This window comes from Caballeronia sp. ATUFL_F1_KS4A (assembly GCF_023630905.1).
GTDB classification, from domain to species: domain Bacteria; phylum Pseudomonadota; class Gammaproteobacteria; order Burkholderiales; family Burkholderiaceae; genus Caballeronia; species Caballeronia zhejiangensis.
The window spans coordinates 419707-439645 of sequence record NZ_JALQEB010000039.1 but is presented as its reverse complement, the minus strand read 5'-3'; the positions used below and the strand labels follow the sequence as shown (position 1 = coordinate 439645).

Below are 19939 nucleotides of genomic sequence, written 5' to 3'. Positions count from 1 at the left end.
GCTTCGCGTGGTTCAGGCGAGACCGGCCATCAGCGTGTATTTCACATGCACATATTCCTCGATTCCATGATGACTGCCTTCGCGTCCGTAACCGGATTGCTTCACGCCGCCGAACGGCACCGAAGCCGTGCCGACCGAGCCGGAATTCAGAATCACCATGCCCGCCTCGATGTTGCGCGACAGCCGGAACGAGCGGCCCAGATCGCGCGTGAACGCATAGGCGACGAGTCCATATTCGCTGTCGTTGCTGCGTGCGATGACTTCTGCTTCGGTCGAGAAGCGATAGATCGGAAAGACGGGACCGAAGATTTCGGTCGATGCGATCGGCATATCGTCCGCGACATCGACGAGAATCGTGGGCGCATAGAAGAGTCCGCCTTTCGCGTGCGCATGTCCGCCGAGCACGGCCTTGGCGCCGCGTTCGCGCGAATCGTCGACGAGCTTGCCGACCTTGTCGATGGCCGCACGATTGATCAGCGGACCGACGACAAACCGGTCCTGCAGCCCTTGATCGACCGGGATCGCTTCGACGAGCGCCTTGACGCGCTGAACGAACGCATCGTGGATGCTCGCCTGCACATACACGCGGTTCGGCGAAATGCAGACCTGTCCGCTGTTGCGCAGCTTCGCGGACACGAGCGCTTTCGCGGCTTCGTCGAGATCGGCATCGTCGAAAACGATGAAGGGCGCGTTGCCGCCGAGTTCCATCGTCATTTTCTTCAGCGTGCCGGCGCACTGCGCGGCGAGCAGCTTGCCGACCGCGGTCGAACCCGTGAACGAGATCTTGCGAATGCGCGGATCGTCGGTGATGAGTTTGCCGATCTGAACGGGGTCGCCCGTCACCATTTCGAACACGCCTTCCGGAATGCCGGCGCGGCGCGCGTATTCGAGCAGCTTGTACGCGGTCAGCGGCGTTTCCTCGGCAGGCTTCAAGAGGATCGTGCAACCCGCCGCGAGCGCGGTCGCGACCTTGCGCGTAATCATCATGAACGGGAAGTTCCACGGCGTGATCGACGCAACCGGCCCGACAGGCTCTTTCGTGACGATCACCGCTGCGTCTTTCGCGTGCGTGGGGATGGTATCGCCGTACACGCGTTTCGCTTCCTCCGCGTACCATTCGACGAAGCCCAGGCCATAGTCGATTTCGCCGAAGGCTTCCGACATGCACTTGCCGTTCTCGCGGCACATCAGTTCGGCGAATGCGGTCTTGTCGGCGCTGACGAGGTCGAACCATGCGCGCAGCAGTGCGCTTCGTTCGCGTGCCAATGTGCGCGACCACGCCGGAAAGGCCGCGCATGTGCGTTCGATGGCGGCGCGCACCTGCGCTTCCGTATGATGTTCGACTTGCCCGACGAGCGTGCCGTCGGCGGGATTGAGTACATCGATCATGCTTGTTCTCCGAGGTGAGTTGACTTGCATGATCGAATGTTAGGCATATGGCAACGCGACGAGAACGCGTGATCGTCTGCAAAGCTTGCCCGATTCTATGAACACGCCTTTATCGAACTCGACGCATGAAAACGCACCGCCCGCCCAAATTGCCGACGATGGAAACCGAAGCCGCCGCACTCGCTCGCGTGCACGCTTCGATGGTGAGCCGGCTGCTGGAACTCGCGCCGAACGAAGGCTATAACGCGACGCCGATGCCGGACATTCGCCTGTTGCGATCGAACCGTCCGCTCACGCGTACGCCGGTGCTGTACGAGCCGGGTATCGTCGTCATCGCGCAAGGCCGCAAGCGCGGCTATCTCGGCAGCAAGGTGTATGTCTACGATGCGCAGCACTATCTGGCTGTCGCGTTGCCGCTGCCGTTCTCGATGGAAACCGACGCCACCGCCGACGAACCGTTGCTCGCGGTGTACGTGCGTCTCGATGCGACGCTCGCCGCCGATGTATTGCTGCAGATCGACGAGCGCAATGGCGTGGTGCCCGGCGAGCCGGGCGGCATGGCCACGACGCGGCTCGATCTCGCGCTCGGCGAAACCATGCTGCGCTTTCTCGACGCAATGCGCGATCCGCTCGAAGCCGCGCTATTGGGGCCGACGCTGGTGCGCGAGATTTACTTTCGCGTGTTTATCGGCGAGCAGGGCGCTTCGATGCGCGCCGCGCTCGACCTCGATGGACATTTCGGGCGCATTTCCAAGGTCCTGCGCAAGATCCATTCGAGCTATGCCGAGGCGCTGACGATCGAAACGCTCGCAAGGGAAGCGGCCATGAGCGTGCCGTCCTTTCATATGCACTTCAAGGCGGCCACCAATACTTCTCCGCTGCAGTACATCAAGTCGACGCGACTGCATCAGGCGAGGCTATTGATGGCGCGGCAAGGCATGACGGCTGCGGCGGCGAGCGCGCGAGTCGGCTATGAGAGCGCATCGCAGTTCAGCCGCGAATTCAAGCGGCTTTTCGGCGGCACGCCTTCGGAAGAATTACGACGAATGAAGCGGCATTTCGCGGTGCCGGAGGCGGGGCCGTCGCCTTATGTGTCGTCGCATTGAACCGACGTTCCTCGTTAAAGCTCATTGCGTCGAAGCTGCTCGTCGCGCTTCTCTTTGCATAACTCGATGAACCTCTGCACCGGCGCCGTCGGCGTAGCGCCGCGACGCGTTGCGATCCCGTACGGCGCGCCACGTCGCTCGATACGGATCGGCAGCACCGCCATCATGCCGTGCGCCTGAAAGTATTGCGCGACCTTCAGTGGCATCAGCGCAACGGTCCCCGCGCTGGCGCGCAATAACGACAACGTCGCGAACGTCGATGACGTTTCGATCGCGTATCGCGGAAAAGGAACCTCCGCGTCGTCGAAAAGCTGTTCGAGCAGCGAGCGCATCGGCAGGGCGGCTTGCGGCACGATCCACGGATTGTCCGCAAGCGCTTCGAGCGTCAGGCGCTGCACGCTCGCGAGCGGATCGGCGCCATCGACCACGAGACACACTTCCTCCACTTCGAGCGGAATGAAATCGTAAGCCTCAGGGTGAACGCTGATGCTCGGCCGCCCGATGACGAGATCGAGCAGACGCTGATCGAGCATCGACAGCAAACGCGCGCTGTTGTCCTCCCAGACCTCGACGGACACGTCCGGCTGCACTTGCCGCAGCGCACGCAGGATGGGCGCGAGCCACTCGGGCATCGAACCCATCACCGCGCCGATGGCAAGCATCCCTCCGCCGCCGCGCATGATGGCCGCAAGCTCGTCGCGCAGCGCGCCGATCTCCGAACGCACCGCGCGCGCGTGACGAATCACGCAGCGCCCGAGTTCGTTCGGCACGATGCCGCGCGGCGAACGGGCAAACAGTTCAGTGCCGAACATCGCCTCGATTTCGCGCAGCGACTTGGTCGTCGCGGGCTGCGAGAGCGACACCTGTTGCGCCGCCTTGCGCAGCGAGCCATGGTCGTCGAGCGCGATCAAAAGCGCGACGTGATTGCCGCGCAGCCGCCTCAATATCGCATCGATACTGGTTATCACCGATATAACTCCAACGTCTCACCTGATCGGAACGTTTCATTATCTGGCCGCGCCGATGCCTCTTTAAACTGGCTCGGTCGATGTTCGTCACAGCCGGGCGCTCGACGGCGCGGCTCGATCATGCCGGAACTCACGCGGCCTCGGCAAGCGCAGCAGAAATCACGCATCCACAGGAGAGAGGCAAATTGAAAAGAATCGGACTCGATGTCGGCGGCACCTTCACCGATGTCGTGATGGTGGACGACGAAGCAGGGCGCATCTGGTCGACCAAGGTGCCGACGACGCCGAAGGATCGCGTCATCGGCACGATTGAAGGCTTTCGCAAGATTCTCGAACTCTCGGGCACCGACAGCGCCGACGTATCGTTCATCGGCCACGGCACGACGATGGCGACCAACATGGTCGTCGAGGGCACCGGCGCGAAGACCGCGCTCGTCACCACGCGCGGCTTTCGCGACATCCTCGAACTAAGGCGCGTGTCGCGTCACGACCGCGCCGATCTTTACGATCTGCTGTTCGAGAATCCGCGTCCGCTCGTCGAGCGCCGCTGGCGGCTCGAAGTGAACGAGCGCCTGCGCCATGACGGCAGCATCGAAACGCCGCTCGATCACGCGCAGCTCGAAGCGCTCGCCGAAGAGATTCGCGCGTCGGATATCGAAGCCGTCGCCGTGTGCTTTCTGCACGCGCACGTCAATCCGCGGCACGAACGCGAAGCCGTCGAAACGCTGCGCCGTCTGCTGCCGGAGCGCTTCGTGTGTGCATCGCACGAAGTGAATCCCGAATCGATGGAATACGAGCGCGCGAGCTCGACGGTCATCAACGCGATGCTCGGTCCGGTCTGCGGGCGCTACATCGGCCGGCTCATCAGCGCGCTGGCGCAGCATGGCTTCGCGGGAAAATTCCTTTTCATGCAGTCGAACGGCGGGCTCGCGAGTCCGGCCATGGTCGCCGACAAGCCGATCGTGCTGCTCGAATCCGGCCCGGCGGGTGGCGTCTCGGCGGCGATCCGCAACTGCGAGAAGAGCGAGCTGAAGAACGCGATTCTCGGCGACATGGGCGGCACGACCTTCGATGTTTCGCTGATCCGCGACTCGCGCCCCGAACTGCGCAACAAGAGCCTGCTGCACACGTACACCGTGCGCTCGCCCAGCATCGACATCGATTCGGTCGGCGCGGGCGGCGGCTCCATCGTGTGGATCGACGCGGGCGGCGGCGTGCGCATCGGACCGGAGAGCGCGGGCGCCGATCCCGGACCGGCGTGCTACGGGCGCGGTGGCACGCGCCCGACCGTCACGGACTGCAATCTGGTTCTCGGCTATATCGATCCCGACAGCTTTCTCGGCGGCGAATTCAAGCTCGATGCGCAGGCGGCATGGCGCGTCGTCGATGAAGTCATCGCGCAGCCGCTCGGCGTCTCCGTGCCCGAAGCCGCGCAGGTCGTGCGCTCGGTCGCGAACGCGTTGATGGCGCAGGCCATCCGCATCATGACAGTCGAGCGCGGCTACGACCCGCGCGAGTTCTCGTACATCTGCTACGGCGGCGCGGGGCCGGTGCACGCGGTCGATCTCGCCCACGAAATGGGTATCCGGCGCGTGGTGATTCCGCCGCTGCCGGGTCTTTTCAGCGCGTTCGGCATGACGGTCGCGGATCAGCAATACGACTATCAGCGTCCGCTGGAAAGCGATCTCGCGATGATCGACGACGCGACTCTGAACGCCGCGCTCGATGAACTGGCAGCGCTTGGCATGGAAGAGCTTCAGCGTCACGGCGTCGAAGCGCAGGGCGTGAAGGTCGTGCGTCTCGCCGATTGCCGCTACGCCGGCCAGCCCGACGTCATCACGGTCGAAGTGCAGGCGGACGCAGTGGGCATCCGCGCGGCGCTCGCGCAAGCCTTCGAGGATGCGCATCTGCGGCAATGGAACTTCATCAGCAAGGACAAGCCGGTCGTGGTCGCCAACGTGCGTCTGCAACTCGTGACGACGACCGGCTGGCGCGGCTCGGTCGCGAGCGCCGATGGTGGCGCGCTGCCGCAGCCGGTTCGCACCCGCGAAGTGTATTTCGATGGCCACGCGCGCACGCTGCCGGTGTTCGCGCGCACGCAGATTCCGGTCGGCGCGACGATCGAAGGGCCGGCGGTCATCGAAGAACACAGCAGTTGCGCGGTGCTGAAGGCGTCGCATGTCGCGCGCGTCGATCCCGATCTCAATCTCGTCATCGAACTGGCAGCCTGAATTCATGGACATCGTTACTTACGAAATCATCCGCAGCAGTCTCTTCGCGATCGCCCGTGAAATGAAGATCGCGATGATGCGCACCGCCGGCAGCCCGCTCATGCACGCGAGCGGCGATTCGTCGGCGGCCATTTTCGACGCCGACATGCAGCTCGTCGCGCAAGGCAACGACATCCCGACGATGCTCGGCTCGGCCGTCATCTCGACGCGCGTGTCGGTGGAAGCGGTCGGGCGCGAGAACCTGCGTCCCGGCGACGTCATCGTCAGCAACGATGCCTATGTGGGCGGCGGCAATCATCAACCGGACGTGCAGTTCACGCGGCCCGTTTTCGCGGGCGGCAGGATCGTCGCCTTCGTGATGACGCGCGGCCACTGGACCGACATCGGCGGACAGTCGCCGGGCAGCTATACCGTCACGACGTGGGACGTGTTCGCCGAAGGCATCCGCATTCCGCCGGTGTTTCTGTATCGTAACGACGAGCCGGTGCAGGACATGCTCAACCTGCTCACGCGAAACAGCCGCAACGCGCACGAACTGCTGCTCGACATTCAGGCGCAATACGCGGGCACGTTCGTCGGCGACCGGCGCATCGGCGAACTGGTGGCGAAGTATGGCGCCGATGCATTGCGCGACGTGATGAGCCAGAGTCTCGATCACTCGGAGAAGCTCATTCGCGCGGAGATCGCACGCATTCCGGACGGCGTGTACGAAGCGCAGGAGTATCTCGATCCGATCGAGGCGCCGGGCTGGAAACAGGAGCGGCCGCTGCTCAAGGTGAAGATCACGAAGACGGGCGATCACATCACGTTCGATTACACCGGCACCGGGCCGCAGGCGCGCGGCGGCATCAACTGTCCGCTTTCGGTGACGTGCAACAGCACCTGGTTCACCGTGAAAGCGCTGACCGATCCGGGCATTCCGACCAACCAGGGCTGCTATCGGCCGGTGACGATCATCGCGCCCGAGGGCAGCGTGCTGAACTGCCGCTATCCGGCGTCGGTGGTGTCGGGCAACACGGAGACCTCGCCGCGCGTGATCGATCTGCTGCTCAAGGCGCTTGCGCCCGCGGTGCCGGAGCGCATCACCGGACAAAGCAACTGCGCGTCGTGCGCGGGCATTTTCAGCGGACGCGATACCGATGCCGCGCGCATCGCCCGAACCGGTCAGGAGTTCGTCACCATGCACGACGTCCACGCGGGCGGCATGGGCGCGCGCGCGCAGAAGGACGGCGTGAGCGGCGTGCGCGTCTACGTGGGCAACGCGGGCAGTCAGTCGATCGAAATGATCGAAGCGACTTCGCCGCTGATGGTCGAGGAATGGTCGCTCGTCACCGACAGCGGCGGCGCGGGCCGACAGCGCGGCGGGCTGACATCGCGGCGCGTGTATCGCGTGGAATACGACGAAGCCACCTTCACCGTGTCCGGCGAACGCGGACGTTCCGCGCCCGAAGGTCACTTCGGCGGGCAGGCCGGCACGCGCTTTCTGTGCGTCGTCGAACGCGCGGACGGCAGCACGCAGGAGGTCGCGGCGAAGGGCGGACAGACGGTCGTGTATCGCGGCGATCGCGTGACCGTGCAGCCCGCGGGCAGCGGCGGCTATGGCGATCCGCGCGAACGCGATGAGAAGCGCGTCGATGCCGATGTCGCCGATGGCTACATCAGCGCCGATGCCGCCGCGCAAGTCTACGGCCGCACGCGCGAAACCATCGACGCACCGCTCGAAGTCACCGCCGAATGAGCGCGAGCGAAGCCATGAACCAGCCTTTGCCGCTCGCGGGCGTGTGCGTGATCGAGATCGGCCACAGTCTCGCCGCGCCGTATGCGGGCATGATCCTCGGGTCGCTCGGCGCGGACGTCATCAAGATCGAAAGCGCGGAACACGGCGACTACGCGCGCGATTGGGGCCCGCCTTTCGTCGATGGCGCGGCCGCGTTGTTTCATGCGGTGAATCACGGCAAAAAAAGCATCGCGATGTCGCTGTCGAATCCGGACGAAGCACAGGCGTTGCGCGAGCTGATCTCGCAACGCGCCGATGTCGTGCTGCAAAACCTGAAGGCGGGGGGCACGGAGAAATACGGTCTCGGCGGCGAGGCGATGCTGCGCATGAAGCCGTCGCTCGTCTATTGCAATCTCGGCGCGTTCGGCACGGCCGGGCCGCTGCGCGACAAGCCCGGCTACGATCCGCTCGTGCAGGCGCTTTCGGGCCTGATGAGCTTTCTCGGTCAGCCGGGCGAGCCGCTGTCGCGCATTCCGGTTTCGGTGAACGACATGGGCACCGGACTCTGGGCCGCGATCGGCGTGCTCGCCGCGCTCTTCCGGCGCCAGACGACGGGCGCGGGCGAGATCGTGTCCGTGTCGCTGTACGAGACGGCGATCAGTTGGGCGGGCATCCAGATCGCCGACTATCTCGCGTCGGGCGTGTTGCCGGGACGCTGGGGATCGGGGACGGCCGCGATCGTGCCGCATCAGGCCTTCGAATGCGCGGACGGCACCATCATGGTCGCCGCGGGCAACGACCGCCTGTTCCGCCGCTTGTGCGACGTGCTCGATATCGCCGCGCTCGCCGACGACGCGCGCTTCGTCACCAACGGCGCGCGCGTGACCAATCGCGTCGCGCTGATCGACTTGCTGCATATCGAGTTCCGCAAGCGGGGCACCGCGCACTGGCTGGAAGCGCTCGATACGGCGGGCATTCCGTGCGGACCGATTCAGACCATCGATCAGGTCGTCGAACACGAGCAGACCAAGGCGCTCGATCTGCTGCGCATCACCGACGACGGCGCGGCGACGGTCGTCGGCGTGCCGATTTCATTCGGCGGCGTGCGGCCTGCGCGCACCGGCGTCACGCCGAAACTCGGCGAACACAATCATCTGCTGGCGAAGAAAACACTGGAGACATCGTGAAACTTGCATCGCAACTGGTCGGCGCGCTCGACACGCTGACGCTCGAAGAAATCGACGAACAGATTCTCATCGTCAAGCTGAATCGTCCGGAAGTCTCGAACGCGATCAGCACGACGATGGGCGACGAGATCATCCGCGTATTCGGTGCGCTCGAAGCGAACCCCGCGCTGTATCGCTGCGTGATCCTGACGGGCGCGGGCGAACGCGCGTTCTGCGGCGGCGCGGACCTCAAGCAGCGCGAAGGCATGACCGACGAGCAGTTCGGCGTGCAGCACTATCTGTTCGAGCGCATGAACCGCGCGCTCACGTATTGCCCGGTGCCGGTCATCTGCGCCGCCAACGGCGCGGCGGTCGCGGGCGGACTCGAACTGCTGCTCGCGTGCGACTTCGCTTATGCCGTCAGCCACGCGACGTTCGGCTTTACCGAAGTGAAGCGCGGCATCATGCCGGGCGGCGGCGGCACGCAGCAACTGCCGCGCGCGATCGGCGTGCGGCGCGCGAAAGAGCTGATCCTGCGCGGCGGCAAGTTCACGGCGCAGGAAGCGCTCGCGTGGGGCGTCGTCAACCGGCTGTGCGAGCCGGGGCGCGTGCTCGCCGACGCCATCGACGCCGCGCGCGACATCTGCACGAGCGCGCCGCTTTCGGTCGCGCAGGCGAAGAAGGCGATCGACCTCGGCATGCAGGGCGATCTGCGCACCGGGCTCTATCTGGAAATCGAAGCGTATAACCGGCTGATTCCGACCGAGGATCGTCTCGAAGGCATCAGCGCTTACAACGAGAAGCGCGCGCCGCGATTCAAAGGCCGCTAGATCAAAACCCGGACTCACCGGAGGAGACAGACATGACACCCGACATCGGCAGCTTCGACAGGCCCAAGGCCGAAGCGACCTACGGCAAGATCACGCGCAGGCTCATCCCCTTTTTGTTCCTGTGCTATGTGTTTGCGTTTCTCGATCGCATCAACATCGGCATCGCGCAACTCGACATGAAGCACGACGTGGGCTTCAGCGATCTCACTTACAGCATCGGCGCGGGCATCTTCTTTCTCGGCTACGTGCTGATGGAAGTGCCGAGCAATCTGCTGCTCGCGCGTATCGGCGTGAAGCGCACGTTCTCGCGCATCATGATTCTGTGGGGCTTGATCGCGGCGGGCACGGCGTTCGTCACGCTGCCATCGCATCTCTATACCGTGCGCTTCTTTCTCGGGCTCGCGGAAGCGGGGCTTTATCCCGGCGTGATCTTCTATCTCACGCGCTGGTATCCGGTCGAGCGGCGCGCGAAGGTCATCGCCATCTTCACTTGCGCGACGGGCATCGCGGGCCTGTTCGGCGGGCCGCTGTCGGGCGCGCTGATGACTTACTTCGACGGCTATGGCGGCCTGCACGGCTGGCAGTGGATGTTCATCGTGCAAGGCTTGCCCGCGAGCGTGCTCGGCGTGATCGCGTTCTTCTTTCTCGATGACGGCCCGCAGCAGGCGAAGTGGCTCACCGAGAACGAAAAGGCGATCGTGCTCGACGACATCCGCAAGAGTTCGAGCGTCTCGACGAAGCACGCGGAGCATACGTTCGGCCGCGCGCTGAAGGACTTTCGCGTCTACGTGATGGGCTTCGTGTGGTTCACGCAGATCGCCGGCGTATTCGCGATCGGCTTCTGGCTGCCGACGCTCATCAAGAGCGCGGGCGTGTCGGGCGCGTTGCAGATCGGCTGCTATTCGGCGATCCCGTACTTCGTGAGCTGGATCGCGCTCATCGCGCTGAACCGTCATTCGGATCGCACGATGGAGCGGCGCTGGCACTGCGCGATCGCGATGGTGTTCGGCGCGGCCGGTCTCGTCGTCGCGGCGTTCACGACGGGCAACCTTGCGCTGTCGCTCGCGGCGTTGTCGGTGGCCACCGCCGGCATCCTCGCGCCGAATCCGCTGATCTGGGCGATCTCGACCGATTACATTCGCGGCAGCGGCGCGGCGGGCGGCGTCGCGGTGATCAACTGCGTCGGCCTGCTCGGCGGCTTCGTGAGCCCGATGATCATCGGCTCGATCAAGACGATGACGAACAGCATGGCGGGCGGACTCGGCGCGATCGCGCTTCTGATGGTGCTCGGCGCAATTGCAGCCGTGGTGCTTGCGCCGTCGACATCGGCGGTCGCAAGCGGCGCAGGACACACGGATGAAGGCAGCGATGCCGTCGCGGACGCGACCATCTGAAACCGGAGCAGACATGAAAGAAAGAGACGTGCAGATTCGCGAAGTGGGCTTGCGCGATGGCTTGCAGATGGTGCGAACGATCCTCACGAGCGGGCAAAAGCTCGAATGGTGCGCGCGCATGGTCGATGCGGGCGTGGTCGATATCGAAGTGACGTCGTTCGTGCCGCCGAAAGTCGTGCCGCAATTCGCGGATGCGGTCGAGGTCGCGGCAGGCGCGCTTGCCATCGACGGTCTTCATGCAGCGGCACTGGTGCCGAATCTGAAAGGCGCGCAACGTGCATTCGATGTGGGGCTGAACAAGGTGCATTACGTGCTCTCCGCGAGCAACGAGCACAACCTGAAGAACGTGCGGCGCAGCACGGCGGAATCGGTCGCGGACTTCGAGCGCATCGCGGCGGCGCGTGACGAACTGAATCGCGATGTCGTGCTCGGCGCGGGCGTGGCGACCGCGTTCGGCTGCACGATCGCGGGCAAGGTCGATGAACGCACGGTGCTCGGACTCGTCGAGACGCTCATCGATGCGGGCGCGCAGGAGATCACCATCGCCGATACGGTCGGCTATGCGAATCCCGCGCAAGTGCGCGCGCTGATGCGGCAGGTCATGTCGCTTGCGGGAGCGGTGCCCGTCGCCTGTCACTTCCACGATACGCGCGGGCTGGGCCTCGCCAATGTCATGGCTGCGCTCGATGCAGGCGTGCGTGGTTTCGATGCATCGCTCGGCGGGCTCGGCGGCTGTCCGTTCGCGCCCAACGCGACGGGCAACATCAATACCGAGGACACGGTGTTCATGCTCGAAGCGCAGGGCTTGCGCACGGGCATCGACATAAACAAGCTGCTGGCGATACGCGAGACGATCGCCGCATGGTTGCCGGGCGAGCCGTTCACGGGCGCGATCGCCCGCGCGGGACTACCCGCGACCTTCGTCGCTCGCGAGGCCGTCGCCGCGTAACTTCAGTCAGCGGCTCAGGATGCCGCCGCGAGCCGTTCCAGCAGATCGGCGAGCAGGCCGGGCGCGAGCACCATCGCGTCATGGCCGGTGTCGATGCGCTCCCAGCCCCAATCCGGGCATTGCGATTTGACATGCTCGCGCACCGGCGCGAGCGTGTCGTATGAAGGATTCGCGCAGTGCACGTAAGTGCAGGGCAGGCCATTGCCGAGCGGCGATTGGAGTTGAAGCGGCGTCGTGTAGGTCGCGAGCGGATGGGGCGTGAGCCGCCGGTAAACCCACTCGGCAAGCGGATGATCATCCGGAATGCCGGTGCCTTTCAGTCCGTTGACGGGCATCGCGATTGCCTGGCCGCTTGCGCCGACCGATGCCATACGCTCATCGACGACGCTTGCGGGCAGCACATCGAACGCGGATTGGCCGCTTTGCGCGAGCAGGCTGTCGAGGAAGACGATGGTGCGCAGCGTGTGCGCGATGCGATCGGCGACGCCCGACGCGACGAGTCCGCCATAACTATGGCCGACCAGCACGACGCCGTTCAATTCCTCCGCCTCGATGACGTTGACGATATCCTCGATGTTCACATCGAGCGACGTGACCGACCCAATCAGATGATGGCGCTCGCCGAGTCCGGTCATGGTCGGCGCGACGACGCGATGACCACGCGCGATCAGTTCATCCGCGACGAAGCGCCAGACCCAGCCGCCATGCCATGCGCCGTGAATCAGGACGAAGTTGAACTGCGTGTCGTTCCGTGGACTGCTCTTCAAGTCGGTCTCCTGATCGATGTGCACGAATGCACAAATCGTCTCAGAGATAGCGCGGCCACGCAACCGGTTACGCATGCAACCATCACCGCTGCTTACTGGTTATCACCGATATAACCCGCGCGTCTCACCTGATCTGATCTTTTCACTATCCGCGTCTATCGATGTTTCTTAGACTGGCTCCATTGCTCGAATCGTGGCCCACGCCGTCAATCATGGAGAGCGCGAGTGAACCCGTCCGTTGTGGAATCCGATCCGGCGTCAGCCGATTCTTCGCAAGTTCCTTCCACCGCACTCGCGCATGAGCGGGCGCTCTACTGGCGCGTCACGCTGCGCATCGTGCCCTTGCTTTTCGTGTGCTACGTCGTCGCGTTTCTGGATCGCATCAATGTCGGCTTTGCGAAGTTGCAGATGCAGGACGCGCTCGGTTTCAGCGACAGCGTGTACGGCCTCGGCGCAGGCATCTTCTTTCTCTCGTACTGTCTGCTCGAAGTGCCGAGCGCGATGCTGCTCCGGCGCATGGGCGCGAAGAAGACCATCGCGCGCATCATGATCTGCTGGGGCATCGTCGGGGCATGCTCCGCGTTCGTCACGAACGTCACGCAGTTTTATATCGTGCGTCTGCTGCTCGGCGTGTTCGAAGCGGGCTTCTTTCCCGGCGTCATCTTCTATCTGAGCTCGTGGTTTCCGGAGAGACGGCGCGGTGTCATCATCGCGTGCTTCATGGTCGGATTTCCGGTCGCGGGTCTTGTCGGCGGTCCGGTCTCCGGTTGGGCGATGACGAGTCTCGCGAACGTCGCGCATCTCGCCGGATGGCAATGGCTTTATATCGTCGAGGCGTTGCCGGCGGTCGTGCTCGGTCTCGTCACGCTGATGCTGCTGGACGACAACATCGACAAAGCGAAATGGCTCACCGAAGCGGAGAAGGGCGTGCTTCGCCAAGGTTTCGATGTCGAGATGGAACGAAAGCGAAGGGCAGGGCAACACGGTCACGCGAAGCTCGCCGAGGCGCTCGCGGATCCGAAAGTCTATATGCTCGCGTTCATCGATTTTGCCTTCGTTTGCGGCACGTATTCAGTGACGTTCTGGCTTCCGACCGTCATGAAAGACTCGGGCATTACGAATCTTTCGCTGCTCGGATGGCTTTCCGTCATACCGTACGGAATGGGCGCGATCGGGATGGTCACGATAAGCCGAAGCTCGGATCGCATGCTCGAACGCCGTTGGCATGCGGCGATCTCGGGTTTCATCGGCGCTGCCGCGTTGTTGATGGTTTCGCATCCGACCAACTCGCCCGCGTTGACCGTTGCGTTGCTGACGGTGGCCTGCGTCGGCATCTTCGCGACCAACGTGCTGATCTGGTCGCTCGCAGCGGATTATCTGAACGGATCGCCGGCGGCGGCGACGAGCATCGCGTTCGTCAATTGCATCGGCTTGTTGAGCGGCTTTTGCAGTCCCTTCGTCATCGGATGGCTGAAGACCGCGACGGGAACGCTCGTCAGCGGCCTCTACGTGATGACGGCGATACTCGTCGCGGGCATTCTCGTGATGCTGCTCGGCTTCAAACGTCATACCGAAACGCAGGCGCGCGCCGCGCTGACGGCAGGAACAGAGTGAACCCTATGCATAACATCGCCATTCTCGATGACTTCCAGAACACCGCGCTTCGCTTCGGCGAGTGGAACAGCTTGCGCGAACACGCGGACATTACCGTTTTCACGGACCCTATCCGCGACGAGAACGAACTGGTCGAACGTCTTCGACCCTACGACATTCTTTGCGTGATGCGCGAGCGCACATGGTTCACGCGCAGCGTGCTTTCGCGATTGCCGAATCTGAAATTGCTGGCAAGCACGGGGCCGTGGAATGCAGCCATCGATATCGAAGCCGCCGATGAACTCGGCATTGCCGTATGCGGAACCGCATCGTCGCCGACGGCCGCCGCCGAGCTTGCATGGGCGCTCATTCTCGCCGCGACGCGGCACATCCCGAGCGAGGTGGCATCGTTCAGAAGGGGAGGCTGGCAGGTGTCGGTGGGCGGCGATCTGCACGGCAAGACCATCGGACTGATAGGACTCGGCTATACCGGCGGCGCGACCGCGCGAGTCGCGCAGGCTTTCGGGATGCACGCCATCGCATGGAGTCAGAACATGACGCAGGAGTCCGCCGCGAAATTCGGCGCGCGCTACGTGTCGAAGGAAGAATTGCTCGCATCGAGCGATATCGTTTCGATTCATGTGCGGCTATCGGAGCGCACGCGCGATCTCATCGGCGAGAAGGAGCTGGCGACGATGCAATCGCACGCGCTGCTCGTGAACACGGCACGCGGACCGATCGTCAACGAACGCGCGCTGATCGATGCGTTGACCGCGAAACGAATCGCGGCCGCCGCGCTCGATGTTTTCGATCAGGAGCCGTTGCCCGCCGATCATCCGTTCCGATCGATGGATAACGTGATCGCGACATCGCACATCGGTTATGTCACCGATGACTCTTATCGCATCTACTACGGCGAGTCTGTCGAAAACATTCGCGCATGGATCGCGGGCACGCCCATTCGCGTGCTGACGTCCCAGAAACGCGAGATCAGTTACGTCAGCGGGGTCGCATAGCGGTCGCTAGAACCGATACAACTCAGCGGGATTATCGACGAGTATCTTGCGGCGAACCGCGTCGCTTTCCACGAGCCGCATCGTCCAGTCGAACATGCGCGCGTCGTCCGGAACGGGCTTGACGTTCGGATGCGGCCAGTTCGACGCCCACACGCCGCGCTCGGGAAAACGCGCCGATATCGCGCGCACGAGCCACGACACGTCGTCGAAATCGGGCGCGCCGGTGCGCGAGCTTTCATACGGCGCGGACAGCTTGATCCAGGAACGCGGCCCGTCGAGCAGGCGGCACAGCGACGCGAATCCATCGTTTTGCGATGTGACCGGCGCAAGGAACTTGCCGAGATGATCGATGACGAGATTCGACGGCAAACGCGCGAGCATCGCTTCGTGCTGCGGCAGCGTGTGGCCGTCGAGCTGAAGGTTGATGTTCCAGCCGAGCGGTGCAATGCGCGCCGAGATGTCCGCGAGTGCGTCCCACGGCAGCACGCCGCCCGGCAGCATCATGAAGCGCACGCCGCGAATGCCCGCATCGTGCAGACGCTGCAGTTCGTCATCGCCGATATCCGGCGGGACCACCGCGATGCCGCGCGCGCCGTCGCCCAGTTGCGCGATGGCCGCGAGCGTGCAGCGATTGTCGAAGCCATACCCGGTCGGCTGCACGACGATCGCGCGCGAAAAGCCCAGCGTGCGCTGCACGTCCCGATACGCCGATGCGGGCGCGGGCGGCGGCGCGAACGTCGCGGTCTTGGCGAGCGGATAGCCTGCTTCGTAGACGTGAATGTGGCAGTCGCAAGCGCCTTCGAGTTTCATCGCGCGTGCTCCTGCACATCGAAACCGGCGAGACGGAACGCTTGCGCCGCGTTCACCGCGCCCGCGGGCACGCGGCCTTCGAACAGCGCTTGCGTTTGTGCGACCGTTTCCATCGATTGATGCTCGATCGCGCCCGGCGTCAGCCCGCCGACATGCGGCGCCGCGATCACGCGCGGATGCGCCGCGAGCGCCGGCGCGGGCATCTGATCGGCCGCGCGTCCGACATCGAGCGCGCATCCCGCGAGATGGCCGCGCTCGAGCGCATCGAGCAGCGCGTCATCATCGACGAGTTCACCGCGCGCGGCGTTGATGAAGTACGCGCCGCGCTTCATCGCGGCGAAGGCGCGCGCGTTCATCAGATTCGCCGTCTGCGCATTGGCCGGCGCGAGGCACACGACGAAGTCCGACTGCGCGAGCAAGTCATCGAAGCCGGTTTGATGAAGCCGCGTATCGTCGATCGTCGCGTAAGGATCGGACACGACGGCGCGCATGCCGAATGCCAGCGCCAGATCGCAAAGATAGCGCGAAATCTGTCCATAGCCGATCACACCGAACGTGCTGCCGCGCAACTCGCGGCCCATCATCGGCGCGGGCGCTTCGTGGCGATGATAAGCCTCCGCATACGCGGTCGTGCCGCGCGCGAGATCGAGCATGGCGCCGATCACCCACTCCGACACGGACGGCACGAAGCCCGCGCTCGCCTGCGTGACGAGCACGCCGAGCTCGCTGGCGGCATCGACATCGACGGTGCGAATATCCACCGCGCAGCGCACGAACGCGGCGAGCTTCGGCAGCGCCTCGAACAAGGCGCGCGGCGCGGGCGTTTGCCGGTACGCGATGATGACATCGGCATCGCGCGCGGCATCGGCGAGTTCGGCGGTCGTCAGCTCGCGATCCTCGGTGTTGTACGCGACGTCCGCGAACGCCGCGAGCGCAGCCGAAGCGCGTGCGCCGAAGTAATGATCCAGCATGTGCCGGGGATGACTCACGAATACCTTCTTCATGTCCTCGTCCTGATTCGTTTCGCGGGCGCGGCGACCGACTCGCGCTCCACCAGCGTGATATCCGTGAACAGCGCCTGCTCCGATGCCGGCATGGGTTCGTCGTGTGGACGCATCGCGCGCTCGACCATCGCGGCGGCCATGGCGGGCACGGGAAGCTGCACGGTCGTGAGCGCGGGATTCGAGATCGCCGCCAGAAAATGTCCGTCCATGCCGACGATCGACACGTCTTCCGGCACGCGCAAGCCGCACTCGCGCAAACCCGCCATCAGGCCGAGCGCCATCAGATCGTTGACGGCGACGATGCCGGTCGGGCGCGCATCGTCCTGCGCGAGCAGACGCGCGAGCGCGCGGCCGTTTTCGGCGATCATCGAATCGCCGTATTCGTTCACCGGGCCGCTATCGAGCACGCGCGCCGTCTGCGCGAGACCTGCATCGTTTGCGGCGGAAAGAAAGCCGTTGATCTTGTCGCGCCGGCTCATCGTCACGCCGGTCAGCGTGGCGAAGGCGAGCCGCGTATGGCCATGTTCGATGAGATGCCGCGTCGCGATGCGCGCCGCTTCGAAGTTGTCGGGCGTGACGTGCTCGACGCGCGTCGCTTCGCCTTCGGTCGCGCGCCGGTCGTAGCTCACGACGACCATGCCGCGCTCGACGGCAGTTTCCAGATGCCGCTCGTTCGCGAGCGACGAGATCACGATCACGCGCCGCACGCCTTGCGAGAGCAAGTCCTCGAAGAACGACGCTTCCTTCGCCGGATCGCGATACGTGTTGCCGATCATCACGCGATAGCCGTAGCGCTCCTGCGCATACGTTTCCACTTCGCGCGCGATATAGCCGTACATCGGATTGGCGATCGATGGCACCAGCAGTCCGATGATCGGCGTCTGCCCTGTCTTCAACTGACGCGCAAGCGTGCTCGGACGGTATTGCAGCGCGTTCATCGCGGCCTGCACGCGTGCGAGCGTTTCCTGGCGCATCTGGTCGGTGCGGCCGTTCAGCACGTTGGATACGGTGCTTACGGACACACCGGCCTCGCGGGCGACATCCTGAATGGTGCTCATAAGGTTTGACATCTGCCGGCTACAGGCCGAGCCGGGTCGGCAACCACAACGAAAACGACGGCACCAGAATCAGCGCAACCAGTGCGATGAACAGCACCAGCAGATATTTGAGCATAGGACGCGCGACGGCTTTCATTTCCGTGCCGGTGATGGCGCAGGTCGCGAAGAGCCCGAGCCCGACCGGCGGCGAGAAGAGACCGAGGCCCATTGCGACGACGATCACCGTGCCGAAGTGCAGCGGGTTGATGCCGAGCTGCGTCGCGATCGGCGTGAGCAGCGGCCCGAAGATGATGAGCGCGGGCGCGCCTTCCAGCACCGCGCCGAACACGATCATGATGAGCACGGACAGCAGCAGGAACATCGTCGGGCCGTATTGATGCGCGAAGGCGATCATCGAATCGGACACGAGCGCGGGAATCTGCTCGATGGTCAGCGCGAAAGACACGCTCGAAGCCGCCGCCACGATGAACAGAATGCTGCTCGCCATCGACGCGGAGCGCACGAACACGCGCGCCACCGACTTCGGCGTGAGCTCGCGAAACGCGATCCAGCCGACGATCAACGCATACACGACGGCGAAAGCCGACACTTCCGTCGATGTCGCGATGCCCGAGGTCACGCCTTTGCCGATCATCGTGATCATGACGAGCGCGACCAGCGCGCCGCCGGCGAGCGGCAGCCACTTGCGCGGGTTCGTGAGCGCATCGGCGAGATTGATGCGCCGGCCGCAGATCACCGCGACGATCGCGAGCGCCACCGCCAACACCGCCGCCGGAACGACGCCCGCGAGAAACAGACCCGCGATCGAAATGTTGGCGACAAAGCCCATGATGATCATGTTCACGCATGGGGGAATGGTCTCCGCCATCACGGCGCTGCACGCGAGAAGCGCCGCCGCTTCGTTCGGATCTTCCTTGCTCTGGCGCACGGCAGGCATGACGACGCCGCCGACCGCCGCGATATCCGCGAGCTTGGAGCCGGATACGCCGGAGAAGAACGCCGTCGCCATGATCGTGATGAGGCCGAGTCCGCCGCGCACGCGCCCGAAGATGCGCAGCAGCAATTCGATCAGGCGCGACGACATGCCGTTGGTTTCCATCAGCAAGCCCGCCAGCACGAAGAACGGAATCGCGAGCAGCACGAAGTGGTCGGTGCCGGCCATCACTTGCTGCGAGTAGACGAGCATCGGCAGGGTCGGTTCGGCGAGGAAGTAGAGCAGGGCCGAGAACGCGAGCACGAAGCCGATCGGCACGCCGAGCACGAGTCCGCCGATGAAACCGGCCATCAGCAGAAAGCCGGGCTTGAGCGCGTGGGCGGGCACGAATGCGTTCCACGCGAACACGGCTGCCGCGAGCAGCACGCAGCCGGCGAGGGTGCCGAGCACGGTCTTGCGCGCGCCGTTCAGCGCGTTGGCGAGCGCGAAGACCGTCATGAAGACGCTGCCGATCACGAGCGGATAGACGTTGATCCACGCGGGCAGGCCGCTCGGCGTCATCTGGCCGTAGGAATCGACGAGCAGCAGACACGACGACACGCACAGATTGCCCGCGACGCCCGCGATCACCCAATGTCCGACGTGCACGAGCGCGGGTTGCCAGCGCCTCGGCAACATGCCGCGAAACAGGTCGACGCCGACGTGCTGGCTGCGTCCGAGCACGGTGGCCGCGCCGAAGAACACGAGCACGATCATCAGCGCGCCGGCGACTTCCTCGGCCCAGTCGAACGGATCGTGCAAGAAATAGCGGTAGATCACCGAAAGGAACACCACGATCACATCGGCCGCGAGCACGGCCGCGCAGAAGTATTCGATCCAGTGCATGAGGCGCGCGAGGCCGCGCGCGAGCACGGTCTCATGGCCGAAGCCGGGCGCGGCGAGTTGCGCCTCGGGTCCGGGCGTCGCGGAGAAGGTGGTCATGGTGTCGGCCTCTTTGGCGTCGTTGG

16 protein-coding genes are annotated in these 19939 nt (G+C 64.4%); 9 read left to right on the top strand and 7 right to left on the bottom strand.

The genetic code is table 11. The annotated features are described in order from the left end of the window. Window positions 1-12: 12 nt before the first annotated feature. Window positions 13-1389, bottom strand: a complete 1377-nt coding sequence (locus NCS03_RS27430; protein ID WP_250530210.1) for an NAD-dependent succinate-semialdehyde dehydrogenase — start codon at window positions 1387-1389, stop codon at window positions 13-15. 125 nt (window positions 1390-1514) lie between these two features. Between NCS03_RS27430 and NCS03_RS27425 the strand changes: the two genes are divergently transcribed. Further along, a complete protein-coding gene (locus NCS03_RS27425) occupies window positions 1515-2495 on the top strand; it encodes an AraC family transcriptional regulator (RefSeq protein WP_008346866.1) in 981 nt (326 codons plus the stop codon). Between the two features lie 14 nt (window positions 2496-2509). On the opposite strand, the gene NCS03_RS27420 is transcribed toward NCS03_RS27425, so the two are convergent. Beyond that, entirely contained in the window at window positions 2510-3463 is a 954-nt protein-coding gene (locus NCS03_RS27420; protein ID WP_033535810.1) for a LysR family transcriptional regulator, read from the bottom strand. Between the two features lie 185 nt (window positions 3464-3648). Here NCS03_RS27420 and NCS03_RS27415 point away from each other — a divergent pair, with 185 nt between their 5' ends. Genes NCS03_RS27415 through NCS03_RS27390 form a run of 6 tightly spaced genes read left to right on the top strand, consistent with a single transcriptional unit; the run spans window position 3649 to window position 11750 of the window. Then, a complete protein-coding gene (locus NCS03_RS27415) occupies window positions 3649-5694 on the top strand; it encodes a hydantoinase/oxoprolinase family protein (protein WP_008346862.1) in 2046 nt (681 codons plus the stop codon). A gap of 4 nt (window positions 5695-5698) precedes the next feature. Continuing rightward, on the top strand, window positions 5699-7432 hold the full coding sequence (locus NCS03_RS27410) for a hydantoinase B/oxoprolinase family protein (protein WP_175981530.1): 1734 nt from the start codon (window positions 5699-5701) through the stop codon (window positions 7430-7432). Beyond that, window positions 7429-8598: a CaiB/BaiF CoA transferase family protein gene (locus tag NCS03_RS27405; RefSeq protein ID WP_008346859.1), complete on the top strand. Its 1170-nt coding sequence runs from the start codon at window positions 7429-7431 to the stop codon at window positions 8596-8598. Before NCS03_RS27410 ends, NCS03_RS27405 begins: the two co-directional genes overlap by 4 nt. Beyond that, on the top strand, window positions 8595-9407 hold the full coding sequence (locus tag NCS03_RS27400) for an enoyl-CoA hydratase-related protein (protein ID WP_008346858.1): 813 nt from the start codon (window positions 8595-8597) through the stop codon (window positions 9405-9407). The genes NCS03_RS27405 and NCS03_RS27400 overlap by 4 nt, the downstream gene beginning before the upstream one ends. 32 nt (window positions 9408-9439) lie before the next feature. After that, complete coding sequence (locus NCS03_RS27395) at window positions 9440-10801, top strand: MFS transporter (protein WP_008346855.1); 1362 nt, start codon at window positions 9440-9442, stop codon at window positions 10799-10801. Between the two features lie 13 nt (window positions 10802-10814). Beyond that, the gene (locus tag NCS03_RS27390; protein ID WP_250530209.1) at window positions 10815-11750 is read left to right on the top strand and encodes a hydroxymethylglutaryl-CoA lyase; all 936 of its coding nucleotides are present in this window, start codon (window positions 10815-10817) and stop codon (window positions 11748-11750) included. A gap of 14 nt (window positions 11751-11764) precedes the next feature. Here NCS03_RS27390 and NCS03_RS27385 read toward each other — a convergent pair whose 3' ends face one another. Continuing rightward, entirely contained in the window at window positions 11765-12517 is a 753-nt protein-coding gene (locus NCS03_RS27385; protein WP_250520082.1) for an alpha/beta fold hydrolase, read from the bottom strand. Window positions 12518-12742: 225 nt separating this feature from the next. Here NCS03_RS27385 and NCS03_RS27380 point away from each other — a divergent pair, with 225 nt between their 5' ends. Next, window positions 12743-14131 (top strand): MFS transporter, encoded by a 1389-nt coding sequence (locus tag NCS03_RS27380; RefSeq protein WP_008346849.1) that lies wholly within the window; start codon window positions 12743-12745, stop codon window positions 14129-14131. Window positions 14132-14136: 5 nt separating this feature from the next. Next, window positions 14137-15126 carry a D-2-hydroxyacid dehydrogenase family protein gene (locus NCS03_RS27375; RefSeq protein WP_250530208.1) on the top strand — a complete coding sequence of 330 codons (990 nt, stop codon included), beginning with the start codon at window positions 14137-14139 and terminating at the stop codon, window positions 15124-15126. Between the two features lie 6 nt (window positions 15127-15132). Here the strand turns inward: NCS03_RS27375 and NCS03_RS27370 are convergent, their stop codons facing one another. From NCS03_RS27370 to NCS03_RS27355, 4 genes are read right to left on the bottom strand one after another with little or no spacing between them, the layout of a single operon-like run. Further along, window positions 15133-15936: an amidohydrolase family protein gene (locus NCS03_RS27370; RefSeq protein WP_250530207.1), complete on the bottom strand. Its 804-nt coding sequence runs from the start codon at window positions 15934-15936 to the stop codon at window positions 15133-15135. Further along, window positions 15933-16940, bottom strand: coding sequence for a hydroxyacid dehydrogenase (locus NCS03_RS27365; RefSeq protein ID WP_250530206.1), 1008 nt, complete (start codon window positions 16938-16940; stop codon window positions 15933-15935). The genes NCS03_RS27370 and NCS03_RS27365 overlap by 4 nt, the downstream gene beginning before the upstream one ends. Next, window positions 16937-17998: a LacI family DNA-binding transcriptional regulator gene (locus NCS03_RS27360; RefSeq protein WP_175981541.1), complete on the bottom strand. Its 1062-nt coding sequence runs from the start codon at window positions 17996-17998 to the stop codon at window positions 16937-16939. Before NCS03_RS27360 ends, NCS03_RS27365 begins: the two co-directional genes overlap by 4 nt. A gap of 19 nt (window positions 17999-18017) precedes the next feature. Further along, window positions 18018-19913: a TRAP transporter large permease gene (locus NCS03_RS27355; protein ID WP_250456882.1), complete on the bottom strand. Its 1896-nt coding sequence runs from the start codon at window positions 19911-19913 to the stop codon at window positions 18018-18020. Between the last annotated feature and the right edge of the window lie 26 nt (window positions 19914-19939).

Bases quoted from the DNA above. Each gene is read 5' to 3' on its own strand.
- NCS03_RS27430 (WP_250530210.1), bottom strand. From the start codon at position 1,389: ATGATCGATGTACTCAATCCCGCCGACGGCACGCTCGTCGGGCAAGTC.
- NCS03_RS27425 (WP_008346866.1), top strand. From the start codon at position 1,515: ATGAAAACGCACCGCCCGCCCAAATTGCCGACGATGGAAACCGAAGCC.
- NCS03_RS27410 (WP_175981530.1), top strand. From the start codon at position 5,699: ATGGACATCGTTACTTACGAAATCATCCGCAGCAGTCTCTTCGCGATC.
- NCS03_RS27405 (WP_008346859.1), top strand. From the start codon at position 7,429: ATGAGCGCGAGCGAAGCCATGAACCAGCCTTTGCCGCTCGCGGGCGTG.
- NCS03_RS27395 (WP_008346855.1), top strand. From the start codon at position 9,440: ATGACACCCGACATCGGCAGCTTCGACAGGCCCAAGGCCGAAGCGACC.
- NCS03_RS27390 (WP_250530209.1), top strand. From the start codon at position 10,815: ATGAAAGAAAGAGACGTGCAGATTCGCGAAGTGGGCTTGCGCGATGGC.
- NCS03_RS27375 (WP_250530208.1), top strand. From the start codon at position 14,137: ATGCATAACATCGCCATTCTCGATGACTTCCAGAACACCGCGCTTCGC.
- NCS03_RS27370 (WP_250530207.1), bottom strand. From the start codon at position 15,936: ATGAAACTCGAAGGCGCTTGCGACTGCCACATTCACGTCTACGAAGCA.
- NCS03_RS27365 (WP_250530206.1), bottom strand. From the start codon at position 16,940: ATGAAGAAGGTATTCGTGAGTCATCCCCGGCACATGCTGGATCATTAC.
- NCS03_RS27360 (WP_175981541.1), bottom strand. From the start codon at position 17,998: ATGAGCACCATTCAGGATGTCGCCCGCGAGGCCGGTGTGTCCGTAAGC.
- NCS03_RS27355 (WP_250456882.1), bottom strand. From the start codon at position 19,913: ATGACCACCTTCTCCGCGACGCCCGGACCCGAGGCGCAACTCGCCGCG.